The organism is Chitinophaga filiformis (genome assembly GCF_900102545.1).
In the GTDB taxonomy this organism is placed as follows: Bacteria; Bacteroidota; Bacteroidia; order Chitinophagales; family Chitinophagaceae; genus Chitinophaga; species Chitinophaga filiformis.
Map to the genome: position 1 here is coordinate 39,737 of NZ_FNBN01000002.1, position 18,817 is coordinate 58,553.

The 18,817-nt window shown below is 47.0% G+C and carries 9 protein-coding genes; 4 read left to right on the forward strand and 5 right to left on the reverse strand.

From position 1 onward, the window contains the following. Window positions 1–142 precede the first annotated feature (142 nt). Window positions 143–1,063 carry an AraC family transcriptional regulator gene (locus BLR32_RS07060; protein ID WP_089832083.1) on the forward strand — a complete coding sequence of 307 codons (921 nt, stop codon included), beginning with the start codon at window positions 143–145 and terminating at the stop codon, window positions 1,061–1,063. On the opposite strand, the gene BLR32_RS07065 is transcribed toward BLR32_RS07060, so the two are convergent. Beyond that, window positions 1,060–2,940, reverse strand: coding sequence for a M1 family metallopeptidase (locus tag BLR32_RS07065; protein WP_089830056.1), 1,881 nt, complete (start codon window positions 2,938–2,940; stop codon window positions 1,060–1,062). The two genes, BLR32_RS07060 and BLR32_RS07065, sit on opposite strands and share 4 nt — an antisense overlap. A 97-nt stretch (window positions 2,941–3,037) precedes the next feature. Here BLR32_RS07065 and BLR32_RS07070 point away from each other — a divergent pair, with 97 nt between their 5' ends. Next, window positions 3,038–3,286: a hypothetical protein gene (locus BLR32_RS07070; protein WP_089830058.1), complete on the forward strand. Its 249-nt coding sequence runs from the start codon at window positions 3,038–3,040 to the stop codon at window positions 3,284–3,286. Between the two features lie 268 nt (window positions 3,287–3,554). On the opposite strand, the gene BLR32_RS07075 is transcribed toward BLR32_RS07070, so the two are convergent. Next, on the reverse strand, window positions 3,555–4,055 hold the full coding sequence (locus BLR32_RS07075) for a 2'-5' RNA ligase family protein (RefSeq protein WP_089830060.1): 501 nt from the start codon (window positions 4,053–4,055) through the stop codon (window positions 3,555–3,557). A gap of 248 nt (window positions 4,056–4,303) precedes the next feature. On the opposite strand from BLR32_RS07075, the gene BLR32_RS07080 reads away from it, so the two are divergent. Beyond that, window positions 4,304–7,327: a ligand-binding sensor domain-containing protein gene (locus tag BLR32_RS07080; RefSeq protein WP_245705374.1), complete on the forward strand. Its 3,024-nt coding sequence runs from the start codon at window positions 4,304–4,306 to the stop codon at window positions 7,325–7,327. 24 nt (window positions 7,328–7,351) lie between these two features. After that, complete coding sequence (locus BLR32_RS07085; protein ID WP_089830063.1) at window positions 7,352–7,999, forward strand: response regulator; 648 nt, start codon at window positions 7,352–7,354, stop codon at window positions 7,997–7,999. Window positions 8,000–8,398: 399 nt separating this feature from the next. Here BLR32_RS07085 and BLR32_RS07090 read toward each other — a convergent pair whose 3' ends face one another. From BLR32_RS07090 to BLR32_RS07100, 3 genes are all read right to left on the reverse strand, one after another. Beyond that, window positions 8,399–8,824 carry an SRPBCC family protein gene (locus BLR32_RS07090; protein ID WP_089830065.1) on the reverse strand — a complete coding sequence of 142 codons (426 nt, stop codon included), beginning with the start codon at window positions 8,822–8,824 and terminating at the stop codon, window positions 8,399–8,401. Between the two features lie 93 nt (window positions 8,825–8,917). Beyond that, on the reverse strand, window positions 8,918–9,580 hold the full coding sequence (locus BLR32_RS07095; protein WP_089830067.1) for a flavin reductase family protein: 663 nt from the start codon (window positions 9,578–9,580) through the stop codon (window positions 8,918–8,920). A 139-nt stretch (window positions 9,581–9,719) separates the two neighbouring features. After that, window positions 9,720–18,239 carry a T9SS type B sorting domain-containing protein gene (locus tag BLR32_RS07100; protein WP_143011381.1) on the reverse strand — a complete coding sequence of 2,840 codons (8,520 nt, stop codon included), beginning with the start codon at window positions 18,237–18,239 and terminating at the stop codon, window positions 9,720–9,722. Window positions 18,240–18,817: the final 578 nt, after the last annotated feature.

Here is an 18,817-nt window from a genome sequence, read left to right on the forward strand (position 1 = left end):
AATAATACGTGAAATTATACATGCAATATCCTGAACTGGGAACAAGAGACGGATATTATCGTACTTATTTATAGCACAATCGTACCTTAATTTTGAGATGGTGAGGAAATTGGTTAACTTGTTAGTAGTAAACAGATTTCCTATGCAGATAAAGAATTATTTGCAGACGATAGACCTTACTATTCCCCGGCAGCTGCAAACTTTAGTAGAGAACAGGCGTGTATTTAACCTCCGCAATTGTGAGCTGAGTATTTTTGAAAGTTATGAGCAGGCCTACGATGTGCCGCTTACTTTCAATGATCTCGTCATTACCAGTATGACGAGAGGTAAAAAGATCATGCATCTCACCAACAAACCTTCTTTCGATTACCTGCCGGGAGAATCGCTCATCGTACCGCCACAGGAAACCATGATCATAGACTTTCCGGAAGCTACATCGGATAACCCCACACAGTGTATTGCACTGGCTATAGATGACAGCTATATCCGGGAAACGATCAATTACCTGAATCTCTATTACAATAGTGACAATGAACAGCAAAACTGGCAACTGTCCTTCAGTCAGTACCATTTTGAGAACAATCATGAGATCACAGAATTGATCAATAAACTGATCCGCATCTGCAGTAGTAGTGATAAGTCAAAAAATATCTATGCTGATCTGCAGCTGAAAGAACTGCTGATCCGTCTGCTGCAAAGTCAGCAGTTGGGACAGGCGGAAGAGGGCAACAATGTAAATGGTAACAGGCAGAATTTTGTACTCAATTATATCCAGGAGCATCTGACGGAGAAGATCGCCGTAGATGCATTAAGCCGGAAGGCATATCTCAGCAGGAATCTGTTCTTCAAATGGTTCCGCGAACAGTTTGGCATCACTCCGCTGGAGTATGTCAATAAGGAAAGAATAAAACTCGCCAAACAGTTACTGGCAAAGCCGCAAAGCAATATTTACGATGTAAGTAAGCTTTGCGGCTTCACAGATGTTAACTATTTTATCAGGGTATTCAGGAAGGTGGAAGGCACCACTCCTAAAGTATATCAGTCCTCCTGCAACTGTAATTAGTTTGCTTTCCACGCATTATCTGCCGGGGTGTAGTCTGTATACAATACACCATCCAGCATTACTGCAGCCACTTTTTTGCTCACAGGCACTGTTACAGTCACCTGTTTATTGCCGCTCTTCCAGATAGCTGGTGTCTGGTGCACGGTTTTGGTGGTACCATCGTCATAAGTAACTACTATATCAAAGGGAATAGCGAAGCCGCCGGCATTGACAATTGCCAATTCAGCATTGTTGCCCTTTGTCTTAACGCCCGCCAGTTGCAGATCAATATAGTTATTGCTGAAGAACCAGTTATTCCAGAACCAGTTCAGGTTCTGGCCCGTGTAATTATTGAAGGCATTAAAGAAGTCCCAGGGAATAGGATGTTTGCCATTCCAGTCGTGCATATAACCATGCAGGCCTTTGCGGAACAGGCCATCACCCAACAGATCTTTCAGTGCGAGATAGGCTAAGGAAGGCTTTCCATAGGAATTGTTGCCATACCCTCTGCCACTTACCTGGTGTGACTGGGAAATAATCGGCTGATCTTCTTCTCCTGATGGGTCTTTGATATAGGAATCTACCCGGAAGATTTTGTAGAACTTATCGGCGGCGGCCTTACCTTTCTCTGATATTCCGATCAGGTATTCAAAAGTAGTGGCCCATCCTTCATCCATAAAGGCATAGCGGCTTTCATTAATACCCATATAAAAAGGGAAATAAGTATGTGCAATCTCATGGTCCTGCACCAGCTGTGCAAAACCGAGCTGGTCGCCTACGGTCGCATCATTGACCATCATAGGATATTCCATATCTGCAAATCCCTGGAAGGCGGTCATAGTTGGGAAAGGATATGCCACACCCGGCCAGTTACGGGAGAACCAGTCTAATGCATAGCGGGAAAAATCCACAGAATGGTGAAAGTCCGCAGCAGCGTCATCATAAGCGGCCTGCACACTGGTACGGCGGCCAGTAGCGCTATCCACCACCACACTGGCAGCATCCCATACATAGTGATTGCTCATACCGAAGGTCACATCTGCTATATGGGAGGCGCTGAATTTCCAGGTATTCCAGTCCTTCTGTGCAGTTACTTTACCCGTAGCCATTTCATCTTTACCGGCAATATGCATCAGGCGGTCTGAGGTATAAGATTCTTTCAGGCGCTGCGCGATGGCAGGCTGCAATACCTCTGCTCCGTTCTGCAATACGCCCGTACCCCATACTACATAATTCTTCGGTGCAGTGACTGCCACATTATAGTCATTAAAATCACTGTAGAACTCTACCCTGTCCATGTGTTCAATCACATCCCATCCGTTGTAGTCGTCGTACACAGAAATACGCGGATAAGCATAGGCCAGGAAGAAAGTGGTACTATCGATCTTTCCCTCCCTGCCGCTCTGTTTAGACAAGGTATAATGCCAGCTGATATGCAGGTCGAGACTGTCTTTCGACGCCAGGGGTTGTGTCAATTTAACCGTACCTACGGTTGCAACGTCATTGTCAAAGGGAACGTTGACGCCGTCAATGATCAGGGTATCGATAATCACTCCGTCTTCCGTCAGAAAATCCTTGCCGACATACCCGGAACGGGGCGCATTCACCTTATGCAGGTTACAGATCAGGCGGATGACGAGTTCCTGCAGTGTATCAGGACTATTGTTAATATAACTGATCTTTTCCTGCCCGTATACCAATCCTGAAGGTGCATTTACCTTCAACTGGATATCATAGCGGCCTTTATTTTGCCAGTAACGGGGGCCTGGAAGGCCATTCTTTGCCCTTGTCTGATTAGCATATGCCTTTTTGATGTTCCTGGGCATGTAGAGCTCCTGGGCAGACGCGGCGCCCGCATAGCCGAGCATGAGCGTCAGTGCGATTACGATCCTGATCATAAGTAGTGTTTAGAGATATCCGGCAAATATACAACCACCAGATAGTAATGTGAAAGTAGGCATAATGATTGCGCCTATTACCATAAAGATATTATATATGATTACGTTCACCATCGACCACAATAATGAACAGATCACAGTAATACAATCGAGCCAATGCCACTTTAAAGTGGAAAGACCTGGCGGAAAAATATTATTACTGCTGAAACAGGATAATGAAGGGGCCGACCATTGGTTTGAAGATGGCACTGATAACGAAACGCCTGAAACCAAGGCTATCGGCGCAGCGATCGATAATTATATGGCAAAGTATGATTCGCTGCCAACGCCCGATCCTTATAATTAGTCATGCAGTCCGCGTAAAGTAAGAACTTTATGCGGATTGTTTAAAAAGCAGCGCCGGCGATTGTGATGAGCGGTAAACCGCTGTCTGAAGACACCTAGCCATTCGTGTCATCATGCACCTGTGAACTAACGCTGTTAGGCTCCCCGTATCGGGAGAAACTCTCGCCTACCTGCGTAAAAAAGGACTGCATAAATAAGCGGTGCTTATTTTAGTACATACACTTGTAACCGTTAGACGATGCACTTTGTAACGAAGGTGCATCGTCTTCTTATTTACTGAAAGGATATGTTTCAAGCGCTTTCCATGGACCATGGAGGTAACGCCATGTCTGTAGCCCGATGGCTTTGATCTCAAAAGGTGTAAAGTCCTGTGACAATACCTCATGTACATGCTGGGCCTTAAATGCGGTGACTTTGTTCTGCACGGTAATATGCGGTCGTAGTGGCTGCCTGTCCTGCTTTATCAACCAGGGATCAAATGCATGTTGTAACTGCTGATGCATTATCAGCAATTCATCTGATACCAGTCTGTAGGCAACGCCCTTTCCGAAATTGACGATACCTGCTACCGTTAGTATCAGTGGACCTTTTTGTGCAACCTCCTGTAAAGCGGCTGTGATAGCGGGTTCTCCCAATGGCAGATGATAGAACAACGTAATATGAGCATCCAGGTAATTGGCATGAGCTGGAAAATAAAGTTGGCGCAAAGCGTTGAAATGTGCCTGATACGCTTCCTCCATCTGCAATGTAATAATCTGGATACTACTCATTGTTTGTATAAAATACTACTCAATATTAAACACTTCTGTGTAACAAAAAAACGTCGAAATCCGTTCAGGATAACAGTTACAGCAATACGATGTTGTAACATGGATAAAAAATTAACGTTAGTTTTATAAAAAATGAATAAATCCTTACAATTTAATATTATTAAACGTGTAAATTTGGTTTTCAACAAAATCAGCAGAGGAAGAAACCTATCATGAGAAAAACTTACCTTTTATTGGTAACGATAATCATGTTAACCCAAACCATTATAGCACAACAACAGACACCTTATTTCAATACATTAAGGACTGAAAACGGGCTTTCCCACAATAAAGTCAACTGTATATTACAGGACAAGCGGGGATTTATATGGTTTGGAACGGAGGATGGTCTCAATCGTTATGACGGTAAGTATTTTACCATTTTCAGAAGAACTCCCGGTGATAGCACCTGTATATCCGGCAATATTATCAGCGATCTTCTGGAAGATGAGAATGGCATTATCTGGATTGCTACTGAAGATGGAGGATTAAGCGCTTATGACTACCGTCTGTCACCATCAAAGCAGTTCAGGCAATACCGGTACACAGCAGGCAATGAAACCGGTATTCCGGAAAACCATATCAACGTCATAGTGGATGATCATAAAGGCTATCTCTGGGTAGGAACAGGTAATTATCGCACCAGGAGATTCAACAAGAAGACGGGAGAATTTTCACATCCCGTAAAGACAGGCACCACTTCCATTCTGTCACTTGGCATGGATACCCAGGACACGTTGTGGGTAGGCAGAACCGGCGGTGGCATACTGAAGGTGAATACCCGCACCCTGCGCTTCACTGGTGATAAACGATATGATGACCTATACGCAAGGCTTCCACATGTTTCCGTTACCTCCCTGTTCCTTGATGCTGACAAGGACATGTGGTATGGTGCGTGGGACAAAACTCTCTATCATTACGATCATATTAAAAAAACAGAGGAAGCATTCCGGCTTATACCGGGAAAGAACTCATTTCCGGATGATGAGATCAAAGACTTCGCTGAAGACAATGAACATCGTCTATGGATGGCAGGCAAGGATTCCGGCCTGATCGTGTATGACAGAAAGCATGATCATTTTTATCACTATAAACACGAACCCTATCTGGATGGGGCTATAGTGGATAACCATGTTAATGCCGTCTATATCGATAAAACGGGTATCGTATGGGTAGGTACCAACAACGGGATCAGTTATCACAACCCTTTGTATTACCCTTTTAAACAGACCTTCCTTCCCCGGACGGGAAAGGATATCTATATTTTTGATTTCTATAAGGATGCGGCCGGCCGCTTATGGATAGGCACCAATGATGGTATTTTTATCCAGGCTCCCGGTAAACAATCATTCGAGCACCGCAAACTAACCTACAAAGGGCAGCAGCTGGCGGTCACCAAGTTCTTTGCAGACAGCGACGGTACCTTTTATATCGGTACCGACTACACTGTCTTTATATATGATACGCTGAGAGGTACGCTCACTACTCTTCCCAATACAGAGAACGATCCGATAATGAAGAAACTCATTGCGTCGAGGATTGTATCTATTGTGAAGGATACCATGGCCATGGGTACACGCCCTGTGCTGATCGTATCGCCATATGGGCATTACCTCAGCTATTATGACTTTAAAGACAAGACCTGGGTGACCCGCAGCGATTCCACGAGAGCGATACTAAAGCGTTACAACCTGAAGGATAATCTCGTAAGGAAAATATCCAAGAGCTCGAGCGGTAACATCTGGCTGGCTACTGCCAGGCACGGACTTGGCGACTGGCCTCAGAAAGAAGGTTTACAGGTGAAATACCTGAAAGACATCAGCAGTGACGATGTCTTTGATATCCTGGAAGGAAAGCAGGGCCATGTATGGATCAGTACTTATGGCGGCGGACTGAATTACCTGGATGCGCATACGCAGAAAGTGCAGCACATTGCGGAATCCAGCAATCTGACAGAAGGGATGCAGGCTGATGACAAAGGCAATGTATGGATGGTGTGTAATGGCCACATACATAAGTATGATCCCGGCAGCAGGATCTACAGCTGTTATGATCTGCCTCCCCTGGAAAAAGATGGCGGCGTAAGAGGTTATATGTATAAGGATAACGACGGTATGATGTATGTGGGCGGTACCAACTACTACCTGTCGTTCCATCCGCATAATATAGCCAGGGTCAACGCCGAACCGCCGGTATACCTGACAGACTTCAGGATCTTCAATGACTCACACAGCGATCTGCTGCAAGAGCAGACCATTCAGCTGGACTACACCAAAAACTATTTCTCGATAGAGTTCTCCGCACCTGAATTCAGCGGAAACAATATCCAGTACTCCTACATGCTTAGCGGCGTGGACAAGGAATGGAACAATGTGGGCAAACGTAACTTTGTCTCCTATTCCAACCTGAAAGGCGGAGACTATACGTTTATGGTGAAGGCCAGTAACTGGAGGGGAGTATTCGGTAACAAGGTGACAGCTTTGCACATTACCATCATTCCTCCTTTCTGGACAATGTGGTGGTTCTACCTGTTGTGTGCAGTCGTGCTTGCAGGTACCATTTATCTGATTTACCGTTACCGTATCAATGAGTTGCTGAAACGGCAGGAGATCAGGAATCGTATTGCGCAGGACCTGCATGACAGTGTGGGGTCAACATTGAGTGGTATTTCCGTTTACAGTGAAGTTGCGAGAATTTACAGCGAACAGCAAAAAAGTGAACAATTGAAAGAATTGTTAACCACCATTGGCACTACAGCCAATGAAATGATCTCCGAGATGTCTGATATTGTATGGGCGATCAATCCGAAAAATGATCACGTAAGTAGTATTGTTAAGCGGATGGAGTCTTATGCGAAACCCTTGTGTACCGCTAAAAAGATCCATTTTATATTCGACTGCGACCAAAAAATTGAGACATTGAACCTTGCCATGCATCAACGGAAGAACTTCTATCTCATTTTCAAGGAAGCAGTGAACAATGCATTAAAACATGCAGCATGCAGTATTATCAGAGTGAACATTAGCTACCGCCGGAATATCCTGGAGCTGAACATCCAGGACGATGGTATAGGATTTGATCATCAGGCAGTGCAGGATCCTTCCGTCAGGACCCTGTCTGGCAATGGGCTCAGCAACATCAGGCACAGGGCCAGCGAAATGAAGGCCGACCTGGGGATAGAGAGTAAACCACACCAAGGGACATATTTAAAACTAAGCTTTCCCGTTGCCTAACCAGCAACAAAAAAACGACAAACCATGAGTATACGCGTTGCCATCTTTGACGACAACAAAAACATCCGTAACAGCATCACGTTATTGCTAAACACGGCCCCTTCAATTGAAGTAGTGGGCGTATTCAGTGACGCCCGTAACTGTGTGAATGATGTATTGAATTGTAACCCGGACATTGTGCTGATGGACATTGAAATGCCGGAAATGAGCGGTATTGAAGCTATCAAACTGCTCAGTAAAGAAGTGCCTCATGTACAGATCCTCATTCAGACGGTGTTTGAGGATGATGACAGGGTCTTTGATTCCATTTGTGCCGGCGCCTCCGGTTACATTCTGAAAAACCATCTTAACACACGACTGCTGGACGCTATCCAGGAACTGCAGACAGGCGGCTCGCCTATGAGTCCTTCGATAGCGCGCAGAGTATTGAACCTGCTTCAGAAAAGCGTAGTACAGAAGCCGGAACCGAACAATGACAGCTACAATCTGACAGCGAGAGAAAAAGAGGTATTGACCTGTATCGTCAACGGATTGAGTTACAAAATGATTGCCAGTGAACTTAACATCAGCTACGAAACAGTACGTAGTCATGTGAAAAAAATTTATGAAAAGCTGCACGTAGCTTCGCTTACAGAGGCCGTTGCGCTTGCAATCAATCAACGTATTGTGTGATACAGCTGTAGCAGCTCCCCACTCTGAGTCATCGGTTCTCCCCGATTTAGGTGATTTTCTAACATGTGAAGATGGTCTACATTTGCTATAGAAAAGGCGATGAGGCCTGTTCAAAGAAACAAGAACTTAAAATTATATCCTGCTAGAGATAAACTAAATTCAAATGATCTGTTTACGTTAATTTATCTGGTGTAGCCCTGTTCTCAGGGCTCTTTTTTTTTGTGTATGCGTTCCGCTGGCATACGTTTCCCCGGGGTTATCACCCCGCGCTACAAACACTACGGCTCCTAACGGAGCCGATTGCCGTGGATGATCATGTTATGTTATACCGGGTTATCACCTCATGCTACAACACTACGGCTCCTAACGGAGCCGATTGCCGCGGATAATTCAATGCTGTTATCCTTCCCGGTAAGGACTACCCTTCCCCTCTTCCAGGTATTGCTTCAAACTAAGCAGAAACATCGCCCAATGATAATTACAGCTGCGGTAATAGTCGGTTACCTCCTGCCAATTGTAATGCTTCAGGATAAGCGTGGTAACGCCTTCTTTTTCCGCGAGGATCTTAAAGCAGATGAAGGTGCCGATCCATTCCGGATCTGACTCTGTGCATTCCCAGAGTACCTTTTCTTCGGGGCGCAGTTCCAGGATCTGCATTTTCGTGATATACTCTTCCCCCCAGTTAAACTCATTCTCAAATCCGATCTCTGGTTTTACCTGCAGTTTTGTTGTCCATGTTGCTCCTAATCCTTCCTGTGTGGTAAGGGCCTCGTAAACTTTCGTCCGGCTTGCCCTGATCTGGAGCAGATGCTCGATTGCCACCATATATTCCGTTTTAGCTTATATCAAAAGTAACAATGTCGTGGTAGTAATGGGATGGCTAAACTGGACATATCAGCGAGGGGTTTCTGCCAACTATCATTCTCTGGCCAGTTCAATATCAGCCGTCCGGTATAAATGTTCAGGGATCTGTGCCAGTGTGGAGGGGTGTACTTTATTACCCAATCCGTAAAATTCCTGGAAACTCATGATCAGCGGTCGCCACTTGTCTGGGTCTACCTTATTGTCTTGTCCCTGCATTAAAATCGATTCATCCAGGTGTATCCGGGTGATCCGCATTTCAAATGTAACAATCTTTCCCCGTTGTGCCGCATTGTCTGTCGCCAAATCATGTGAAGCCGCCAATACAGCCTCCAGGTGTACAGGACATTCGAGTACCCGGGGTGCGGTAACTGTCTCGGCGGCAATGGGTGTTAAACCGGCTATCCCAAACTTATCTTCTTCATAGCGGTAGCCTTTCTGCTGCTTGCCTGCCGGTACCGGGTCGCTTCCTGTAGTACGCGCCAGGCGGTTCACAGCTGCTGCCTGGTGAACGGAAGGCAGGTTCAATACACATTGCCCGGTACGGAGAATGTTCTCTGTTGTTTTCGATAAAGCAGAAAGCCCCAGCATACACCGCCAGCCCAGCCAGAAGATAGATGACATAGGCGCCAGGTTGTAGGTCCCGTTTTCGTTTTCAGTGCCGATCAGCACTACGGGTGTACCAAAATAAAGGATCGATGGTTCGCTGCGGAGATGCATAAAAATATCGTTTAGACATCCCAAAAGTAGAGCGACTGCTATGGTCTTTCAACCCGGTTCTTGCGGAAGTAGGCTACAAATGAAAAGGCGCCCCGTGATCAACCCGGGACGCCTTTTTGCCTATTGTACTTTACACTTCTTATCTGATTACTGTGATCTGGCCTGTTACCTGTGTTATCGGACCTCCTACTTTCTTCTTGTAGCTAACCACCCATATATAAGAACCACTCTCAACCAGGTTTCCTACGTGTCTGCCATCCCATCCCGTTCTGTAATCTTTAATAAAGCAAACCATCTGGCCCCAACGGTTAAATACGCGCAGCTCATAGTCATACATCGGACCTTCTGCTGTTGGCTTGAACACATCGTTCTTACCGTCGCCGTTAAGCGTGAAGGCAGTCGGGAACTGCGGATTCGCTTCACAAGGCTTATAAGTCACCGCAATATGGTCAGATACGGATCCGCAATCGTTATATACCAATACTGTGTAGTAACCGGTGCTGGTCACATTATAAGTGCTGGTAGTAGCACCATCCTGCCAACGTACACTGTTACCCTCGCCGGCGTTCACCTTCAGCACCAGGGTCTTTTCAAGACACAGCGTGGTATCGCGACCCAGGTCAAATGCAGGGATGCCTGCTACTGTTACGTTCACACTATCCATCGTGATCTGGGAACAGAACCTATCCATCACAGAAACAACATATTTACCTGGCTTATTCACTTCCTTCACAGGGTTGGTATCACCGTCATTCCAGAGGTAAGATACCGCGTCGGCATTCTCCGCATTCAATACTACGCTGCCGCCGTTACAGATGGCACGCTCAGGACCGATATCGATATTCAGGTGTGATTTCAGCGTTACCCTTACAGTATCTTCCACCACACAACCATCGCGGGTAACAGTTACCCAATAATCACCCGGTCTTGATACTACAAGCTCGTTGGTTGTTTCTCCGCTGTTCCAGCGTACATTACCACCATCAGGATCTACTGTCAGTATGGCTGTTTCGTCAGGACAGATCTGTGTATCCTCACTCAGTACCACATTCGGAGCAGTGGCTACCGTCACGGTTACATCATCATGTGTGGTACAGCCATTCAGTGTTACATCCACACCATATGTACCTGCCATATATACTTCTATCGAAGCAGTAGTCTCACCTGTGCTCCATACGTAGGTAGCAGCAGGGATGTAAGCATTCAGCTTCACGCTTGAGCCTTCACAGATAGTGGTATCAGGTATATTTACTACCGGTGGATTATTTACTGTTACTTTCACTTCATCAGTAGTGGCACAGATGCCATTGAATACAGTCACACTGTAAGTACCGCTGGTGGTCACCGTAATGGTCTGGGTACTTGCACCTGTTGACCAGCGGATGTTATAATCTACGTTATTGATACCTGCATCCAGTGTTACAGATTCACCTATACATACTGATACATCCGGGCCCAGGTCAACTACTGGTTTCTCCAGGTATTTCAGATCGTAGGTAACGGTATCTGATACGCAACCGGTTACCCCGTTAGTTACTGTAAAGCTGGCCTGTGTAGCCCCATTCAGATCGAATACGTTACTGCTCTGTGTCAGTGGCGTAGTAACTGCGGTAGCTGGTACCACACTTACCAGGGTGAACTTCGGCTTGCTTACTTTATTCTTTAAGAGTATTGCAAATTTGGTATTGTTAGAACAGTTGGCTGGCAGGTTCGGATCCAGTTCCGGTTTAGGAGCCGGACTTACCGTAATAGTCTGCACACGTTCTATAGCGGCGTTGCCACAGGCGTCGGACACGTTCCATCTTCTTACAACAGTATATCCTGCACACTTATCTGCTACAAACGGATCCTGTACCATTGTTACCTTCTTAGGGAAGTTCACATCACAGTTATCAACCGCATACAGGGTTGCCGGAACAGGGAGCTTCTCATCATAACTGATCGTTACATCTGCCGGAGCCGGATCGATCTTCGGTCTGGTTGTATCTGCTACAGTGATCACCTGGCGGGCAACAGTGGTATTGCTACAAGCATCTTTCGCAGTCCATGTACGGATCAGACGGTAGTTGCCTGCGCATGCACCGTCGATATTCTCACGTACCTGCAAATAAGTCACCTTCACAGTACCACAATTATCTGTTGCAGTCAGCAGCGCTGGTGGTTCAGGTACTTTATTACAATCTACCGTAGTGTCAGCAGGTGCTGCAGAAGTGAATACTGGTTTTGCCGTATCCTGTACAGTGATTACCTGTTGCATGGTAGCGGTATTACCACAATTATCGATCGCAGTCCATACACGGGTCAGTCGGTAATTACTTGGACAGGTGTTGGAAAGGAACTCTTTACGCTGGGATACTTTCACTTTTACAGTAGCGGTACAGTTGTCTGTAGCTGTTACTGCCGCTACGTCCGGTACGCTGTCACAATTCACGGTGATCACCGGAGGTACTGTTACAGAGAATACCGGTTTAACGTTGTCCTGTACGGTGATGGTCTGCGTCAGGGCAGCCTTGTTGCCGCAAAGGTCAGTCGCTGTCCAGGTACGGATGATCTGGTAGTTACCATCGCAGTTGCTGCCTGCCACAGATTTACGTACATCCACCGGATTAACGGTGATAGTACCCGGCGTACAGTTATCAGTAGCCGTCAATGGTTGTCCTGCAGGCACCTGGTCACAGCTTACAGTGATGTTGGCTGGTGCAGTGCCATCGAATACCGGCGGCGTGACATCGCGAACAGTGATTACCTGTTTCAGGGTGTCGCTGGCATTACCGCAAGCATCCACAGCTACCCATTTACGGATCAGCTGATAGTTGCTCGCACATGCTCCTGGTTTGTCCACTCTTTCTTCTATCGGCGTGATAGTCAGGGCACCGGAGCAGGCGTCTGTTGCGGTGAGGTTTACTGCTACAGGGATCGCGTCACAGTTAACGGTCACATTCGCCGGAGCAGTGGCATCGAATACAGGAGCTGTTTTATCTGTTACTGTGATCACCTGCTGTGCCTGGGCGCTCAGACCACAACGGTCAGTCGCTGTCCAGGTACGCTCTATTTTGAACGTACATGCATCCACAGTAGTGGTTACATCGTTGCTGGTGACAGTCACTGGTTCATTATTATAAGGAGCGTGACTGAATACCGGCGTACCAAACTTCGTAGTGTAGTCAGTACCCTGTACGCAATCAACAGTGATTGGAGCAGGAACAGATACGACTACCGGCGGAGTGTTCATCAGCGTCAGCATAACTGCGTTACTAATGTTGCCGGTACAAGCGCCCGACATTACCACACGTCTGAACCAGGTGTTCCTGCTGATGCTGACAGGCGTATAGCTGTCGCTCGTGCCGCCGGTACCTGTAGTTACATTCGTAAAGCCGGTGATGGCATCGGTGGTACTTATCTGCCACTGGTAGGTAAATGAACCGGTACCGCCGCTTACTACGCCGCCGGTCAGTGTTGCAGGCGCATCGCTTGCGCAGAGTACCTGGTCGGCGGTGATCGTATTGCCCTGAATAGCAGGCTGATTGGTCAGCACAACTTCATCAGGTGTCGAAGTACAGATGCCATTGGCGATCGTCCAGCGGAGGGTGGTTGTAGTACCCGGCTGTAAGGTCACCTTAGCAGTAGGACTATGAATATCGGAGATGACAGCAGTAGCACCACTTACAATCGTCCAGGTACCTACAGCGGCAGCCGGAGATGCACTGTTGGCATTCATGATGAAGTTCGGATCATCACAATGTACCTGGTCGGCGCCTGCAGTAGCGTTGTTCGGCATTACGCTGTTAACGAGCGTAATACTATCCACCGAGTTACAGGTACTGTTAGAGATCACCCAGGCAATGGTAGCGCTGGTACCCTGAGGTACGGTCACTACGGCAGCCGGATTACTGAAATTACCGGCAGCGATGCTGGCGGAACTTCCGGCAGGCAGGCTCCAGGTAGCAGTACCTGTTACTGGTGTGTTGGCAGCCATTGTAAACAGCGCATTTTCACAATGCTGCTGGTCTACGCCGGCAGAGGCAGTTGTAGGTTTAGGTATGCTTGTCAGTGTTACTTCATCAAAATTGGAGCAGGTACCATTGGTCATCGTCCAGCGTAATACCGCTGTCGTGCCGGTCGGTAATGTCACATGCGCTGTATCCATATTAGCCTGACCAGCTGCGATGGTAGCAGTACCACTTGTTACAGTCCAGGTACCGGTAGCACCTGCCACTGTAGGTTTGTTGCCCGCCATCTTAAAGTCAAGGCCCGCACATTGTGACTGGTCAGGTCCTGCACTTGCCACATCCGGCAATGCGTAGTTAGTCAGTACCACAGTATCACTGGTCGTACAACCGCCATTCGCGATTGTCCATTCCAACTTCAGGACAGTACCCGCAGGTACTGATATATTAGCCGTCTGATTGTTTATATCTGCAGGAGGGAAAATAAATGTTGAAGGAGATAATACTCTCCAGGTGCCGGTACCGCCTGCAGCTGAATTAGCTGACAGCGCGAAAGCCGGTGTATTACAATGTACCTCGTCAGGACCGGCCACCGCAGGATTTGGCGCCAGGCTGTTGCTCAGGGTTACATCATCAGAAGAAGAACAGCCACCGTTGGTGATCGTCCAGCGTAACACCACTACTGTGCCCGCAGGAATACTCAATACGGCATTCGGATTGTTAACAGCAGCTCCAGGGAAAACAAAGCTTGCCGGAGATACTACACTCCATCTGCCGGTACCTCCACCTGCACCAGGTGCATTGGCTGAGAGGGTGAACACTGTATTATTACATTGTGCCATATCCGGTCCTGCGGCTGCCGTTACCGGCATTACAGAGTTGGTCAGCGTAACATTATCTGTACTGATACATGTACCGTTTGTAGTCTGCCATGTAAGCACCACGCTCACACCCACCGGTACAGTGACTACTGCATTCGGATTGCTGATCTGTGCAGCCGGGATGGTAGCGGTAGTACCTGCAGGCAGGATCCATTTGCCGGTGCCCACAGCTACCGGAGTAGCCGCCATCGTGAAGGTATTCACACCACACTGTGCCTGATCCGGACCGGCATTCGCTGTAGTTGGCGGTACTGCACTTGTTAATACTACATTATCGGTAGACACACAGGTCCCATTTCTGATCGTCCAGGTAGCGGTCACAGTTACACCAGTCGGTACATTGATCACCGCATTCGGATTATTCTGCTGGCCGGCATTAATGCTGGCAGTAGTTCCTGCAGGCAGGGTCCAGGTACCAGTACCTGTTGTTGCCGTATTCGCCTTCATGATAAACTGGGTGTTTCCGCACTGGGTAGTATCACGACCCGCATCAGCGGTAGTTGGAGGCGCGTAGTTAGTCAGTATAGCAGTGTCTTTCGCTACGCAGGTACCGTTTGTTACGGTCCATACCGCCGTCACACTTGTACCCTGCGGTACATTGATCACCGCTGTACGGCTATTCACCTGTCCTGGCGTAATAGTCGAAGTCGTACCGGTTGGCAGGCTCCAGGCGCCTGTACCAGGTGCAGGATCGCTGGCTGCCATTGTAAAGGCGGTACTGTTACAGTTAGACTGATCAGGACCAGCGCTTACTGCCGCCGGCATTGGTGTAAAGGTGACTGTTGTATTTACACAGGTGGTCGTATCACAACCTCCGAGACTTTCTGCTCTTACATAATAAGTGGTGGTAGCGCTCAGTGGCAGGGTAACGGTAGCGCCTGTAGCAAGGCGGGTACCAGTACCACAACCTCCGGCATACCATGCCCATACACCGTTTGGTGTTACTTTATCTGACTGTACACCCAAACTGCCGCCAACTACGGTCATCGTAACAGTATTGCCCGTACCACAGATGTTGGTGGCGCTTGCATTAATACTGGTAGCCGGTGTCGGTGCTGAGGATACATTTACGGTAAACGGAATGGTGGAATCACAACCAGCTTTCGCTGTCTTGTAACTCAGGTTGAAAGTATACACACCCGGTGCGGTTGAAGCAGGGTATGGAACTGTCAGCGGCCATTTCAGCGGCTGATCAATAATATTTACAAAACCAGGCATCGGAGATGTGCCAGGCGTAATAGAATATAAGGTTGGCGTTCCCTTGGTAGATAATGTATCTAATATAAAGGAGCCTTTACTGCTGCAGGAGGCAACAGGGGTAACCAGTTTGATCACCGGCTTACCTATTTTATGCAAGACAACAGTATCGATATTCGCCACACATCCGCCGGCATTTGTGATGCTCCAGGTGAGTACGACATCGCCCTCATTATCAAGCACTGTTACAGGTGTATTGTAAGCAGTGTCATAAGCAATCGTTGCATTACCGGATACCAGTTTCCAGATACCTTTCTCTGCTGCCGGACCAGAGGCCGCAGTATCAGCAAGCGGCTGACTGGCGTTCATAATAAATATATTGTCTGTACCGCACTGGGTCGTATCCTTACCTGCATTACTGTAAGTAGGATCTACCAGGAGGTGCAGGGTATCCAGTATGGTGGTGGCACAATTCAGGTTTGCCGGGCTCCTCACCGTCCATGATAATACTACAGAAGTACCTGGTCGTTTAATAGTCACCCTCGTACGCTCAGCAGAAGGCAGCAGAATCTTCACATAGTTATCGATCACATCGTCGGTAACGGCAGGACCGTAAACATCTTCCACTCTCCAGGTGCCGGTCGCACCTACTATCTTATTTACTTCCACGGTAAAGTTACCGCTCGGATTAGCAGATGCACAGTAGACGTTCTGGTTAGGTTTCAGGCTGGTACTAGGTGTAGCGCTGACATCTATAATTACCGGGTTAGAAGCTGCCTGGCAAACATTCGCTGCATCTTCTACCGTCACGGAGAACACAGTATCGGCCAGACTATTGATCTGTATCTGAGATGCCTCCACCATGTTATCATATTCCGGCATTTGTGTTTTGTTTCCACTTGCATCCGGACCTCTGAACCATTTAATGATATAACCGTTCAGTACATCATTGATCTTCAGGTTAACTGACTCACCCACGCAGATGTTGTTGTCTGAAACAGCCACATCTACCCTCGGAGAGCGTACCATCTTGATGTCGGTGCTGTTCTCGTCCATACAGGTATGTCCGTCAGCATATTCAACATATCCATATACCGTGATAACAGTATCCTTATCTACCTGGATAGTACGTTTGGTATCTGTATAACCAGGCAGGTCTTTCCATGTATAATAATCGAAACCACCCGAAGCTTCCAGTTCTACATAAGTACCGGAACACACCTCACTCTGCGTCAGGTTGAGGGTTGGCATTGGCAGTATCGTCAACCTGATCTGGGATGACGGAGAAGAACAGGTAGTAGAGTCACTACCTCTTTCATATATCAATACCTGGAACAGGTAATCGGAAGCTACTTTACGCGTACCTTTCAGTTCACCGGGTCCTATCACCAGTTGAGGCGCGTTGCCGGAACCATAAGGAACGTTCATCCATGTACGGCCTTCATCATCACTCATCTGCCATTGGTACACAGGATCAACGAAATAGCCAACCGGCTGGAAAGAAGCAGATAAAGTAATTGGTGCGCCTTCGCACAATACTTCCTGGAGGGTCTCACCATCACCATCTATCGTAGCAACAATGCTTGGGCTACAATAAGAAAATTCGATATCGTCTATAGCGATATCGTTACCACAACCTCCCGGTTTATTATTCGTGACATATACTATAACAGCATCCACATCAGAAGGAACAATAAACGTTCCGCCATATCGCTGCCAGGTGGGGCCGGCATTACCGAGCATCATAGAAACTGAATGAGTCCTGAATTCGTTCAGAACCCTTGCCGGATTGGCGGCATCTACCACTTTGAAGGTAACGCCCGCATATTGATATCCGCTGCGACATGTATTATTAAATGCATTGGCCGTATTCACGTTCATCAGCCAGGCGCTGAAATTGTATACGGAACCAGGACAGAGACCTGTGATTGTTTTCTCATAGAACTGTCCGGGAGTAACCGCTGAATTAGTTACCAGCATTGCGCCGCGATAACCACCGGTATGATCTGAAGTAGTGCTTACCCAGTCGCTCTTCGCAAAAGAAGGACTATTAGTGATGGCGTAGCTGTCATTATTCAAATCACCAGTAGGCTGATAATTATATAATACCACACCATCAACAGGATAATTCCTGCGGTTTACACCATCTGGCATGCTACCAAAATCTTCCGTGAATCCAGCCATAGTAGCGCCACCGTCACCGCAGGTGCTGATGGTACAGTCGGAAGCATACATTTTCACGGTACGTGTCACCGTCTTCAGTACACTATCAGCGCCTTTATAATAAAGCTTGATATTAAATGTATAGTTACCCGGTACCAGGAACTGCAGCGTCAGCGCTTTGGTATTTGTCAGCTTGTTAGCTTTGGTACCAACAGGATTCTCCGTGTAGAGGATCTCATAGTCTGCATCGGTATTGTTCGGAGATGTGATAGTCCAGTCGGCTTTCTGAGGGATTGCGAGGCCAGCGCCTTCTACCATCGCGTTCACACTGGTGAACTTGATCTGATTGGCAGTAGCGTTGGTTCTGGACATACATACCGTATCCGGTATATTCACGTACACTGTCTGTGCCTGCACGGTCCCGAATGCACAACACAACGACAGGCATAATAATATTAGAAGCTTTTTCATCAATAGGGATTTCGTGAACGGTCAGCAATAGTAAAACCTGGGCATTACCTCTTAGCTGACATACAATGTTTTAGTACTTGAAAAAGCCCCTTCAACCTTTCCCGCAACAACATGATGGGAAGTATAAATAGTCTTCATAGGCATATGTGGTATAGCGAAAAAATATTACTATTTTAAGATTAAAAGTATAAATAATATGAAAATATTAAAAATACGTCCGGGGGTAGAAGATGCACAGCGGGCATACTGACATGACGGACTCTGGTAATGGAATTTGATAGTCAGTCTTTTAAACCGCTAATGAAATGTTAAAAAAATTTAGCAAAAGTTATCCACAATAGGAGTTATCCACATTCTACTCATTGGCAATCCCGCTCTGTTTTACGGCAAACACCCTCCAACTCATTTATAATCAATAGGCCGGATCAACAAGCCTGTTTTTATACTTTATTCCTGCTCCTGTGAACCTGCAGCAAGTGATTTGTGTTTTTTTTAGAGCTCCGGAATGATGCTGACATAGGGTTGTCACCCTGCATGATTTCCTTTGTACTGTAAGCAATTTACTCATCTTTTAAACC

What these genes read in the sequence shown, in the direction of transcription:
- BLR32_RS07080 (WP_245705374.1), top strand. Translation starts at nt 4,304, where the DNA reads ATGTTAACCCAAACCATTATAGCACAACAACAGACACCTTATTTCAAT.
- BLR32_RS07095 (WP_089830067.1), bottom strand. Translation starts at nt 9,580, where the DNA reads ATGCATCTCCGCAGCGAACCATCGATCCTTTATTTTGGTACACCCGTA.
- BLR32_RS07065 (WP_089830056.1), bottom strand. Translation starts at nt 2,940, where the DNA reads ATGATCAGGATCGTAATCGCACTGACGCTCATGCTCGGCTATGCGGGC.
- BLR32_RS07090 (WP_089830065.1), bottom strand. Translation starts at nt 8,824, where the DNA reads ATGGTGGCAATCGAGCATCTGCTCCAGATCAGGGCAAGCCGGACGAAA.
- BLR32_RS07075 (WP_089830060.1), bottom strand. Translation starts at nt 4,055, where the DNA reads ATGAGTAGTATCCAGATTATTACATTGCAGATGGAGGAAGCGTATCAG.
- BLR32_RS07070 (WP_089830058.1), top strand. Translation starts at nt 3,038, where the DNA reads ATGATTACGTTCACCATCGACCACAATAATGAACAGATCACAGTAATA.
- BLR32_RS07060 (WP_089832083.1), top strand. Translation starts at nt 143, where the DNA reads ATGCAGATAAAGAATTATTTGCAGACGATAGACCTTACTATTCCCCGG.
- BLR32_RS07085 (WP_089830063.1), top strand. Translation starts at nt 7,352, where the DNA reads ATGAGTATACGCGTTGCCATCTTTGACGACAACAAAAACATCCGTAAC.
- BLR32_RS07100 (WP_143011381.1), bottom strand. Translation starts at nt 18,239, where the DNA reads ATGAAAAAGCTTCTAATATTATTATGCCTGTCGTTGTGTTGTGCATTC.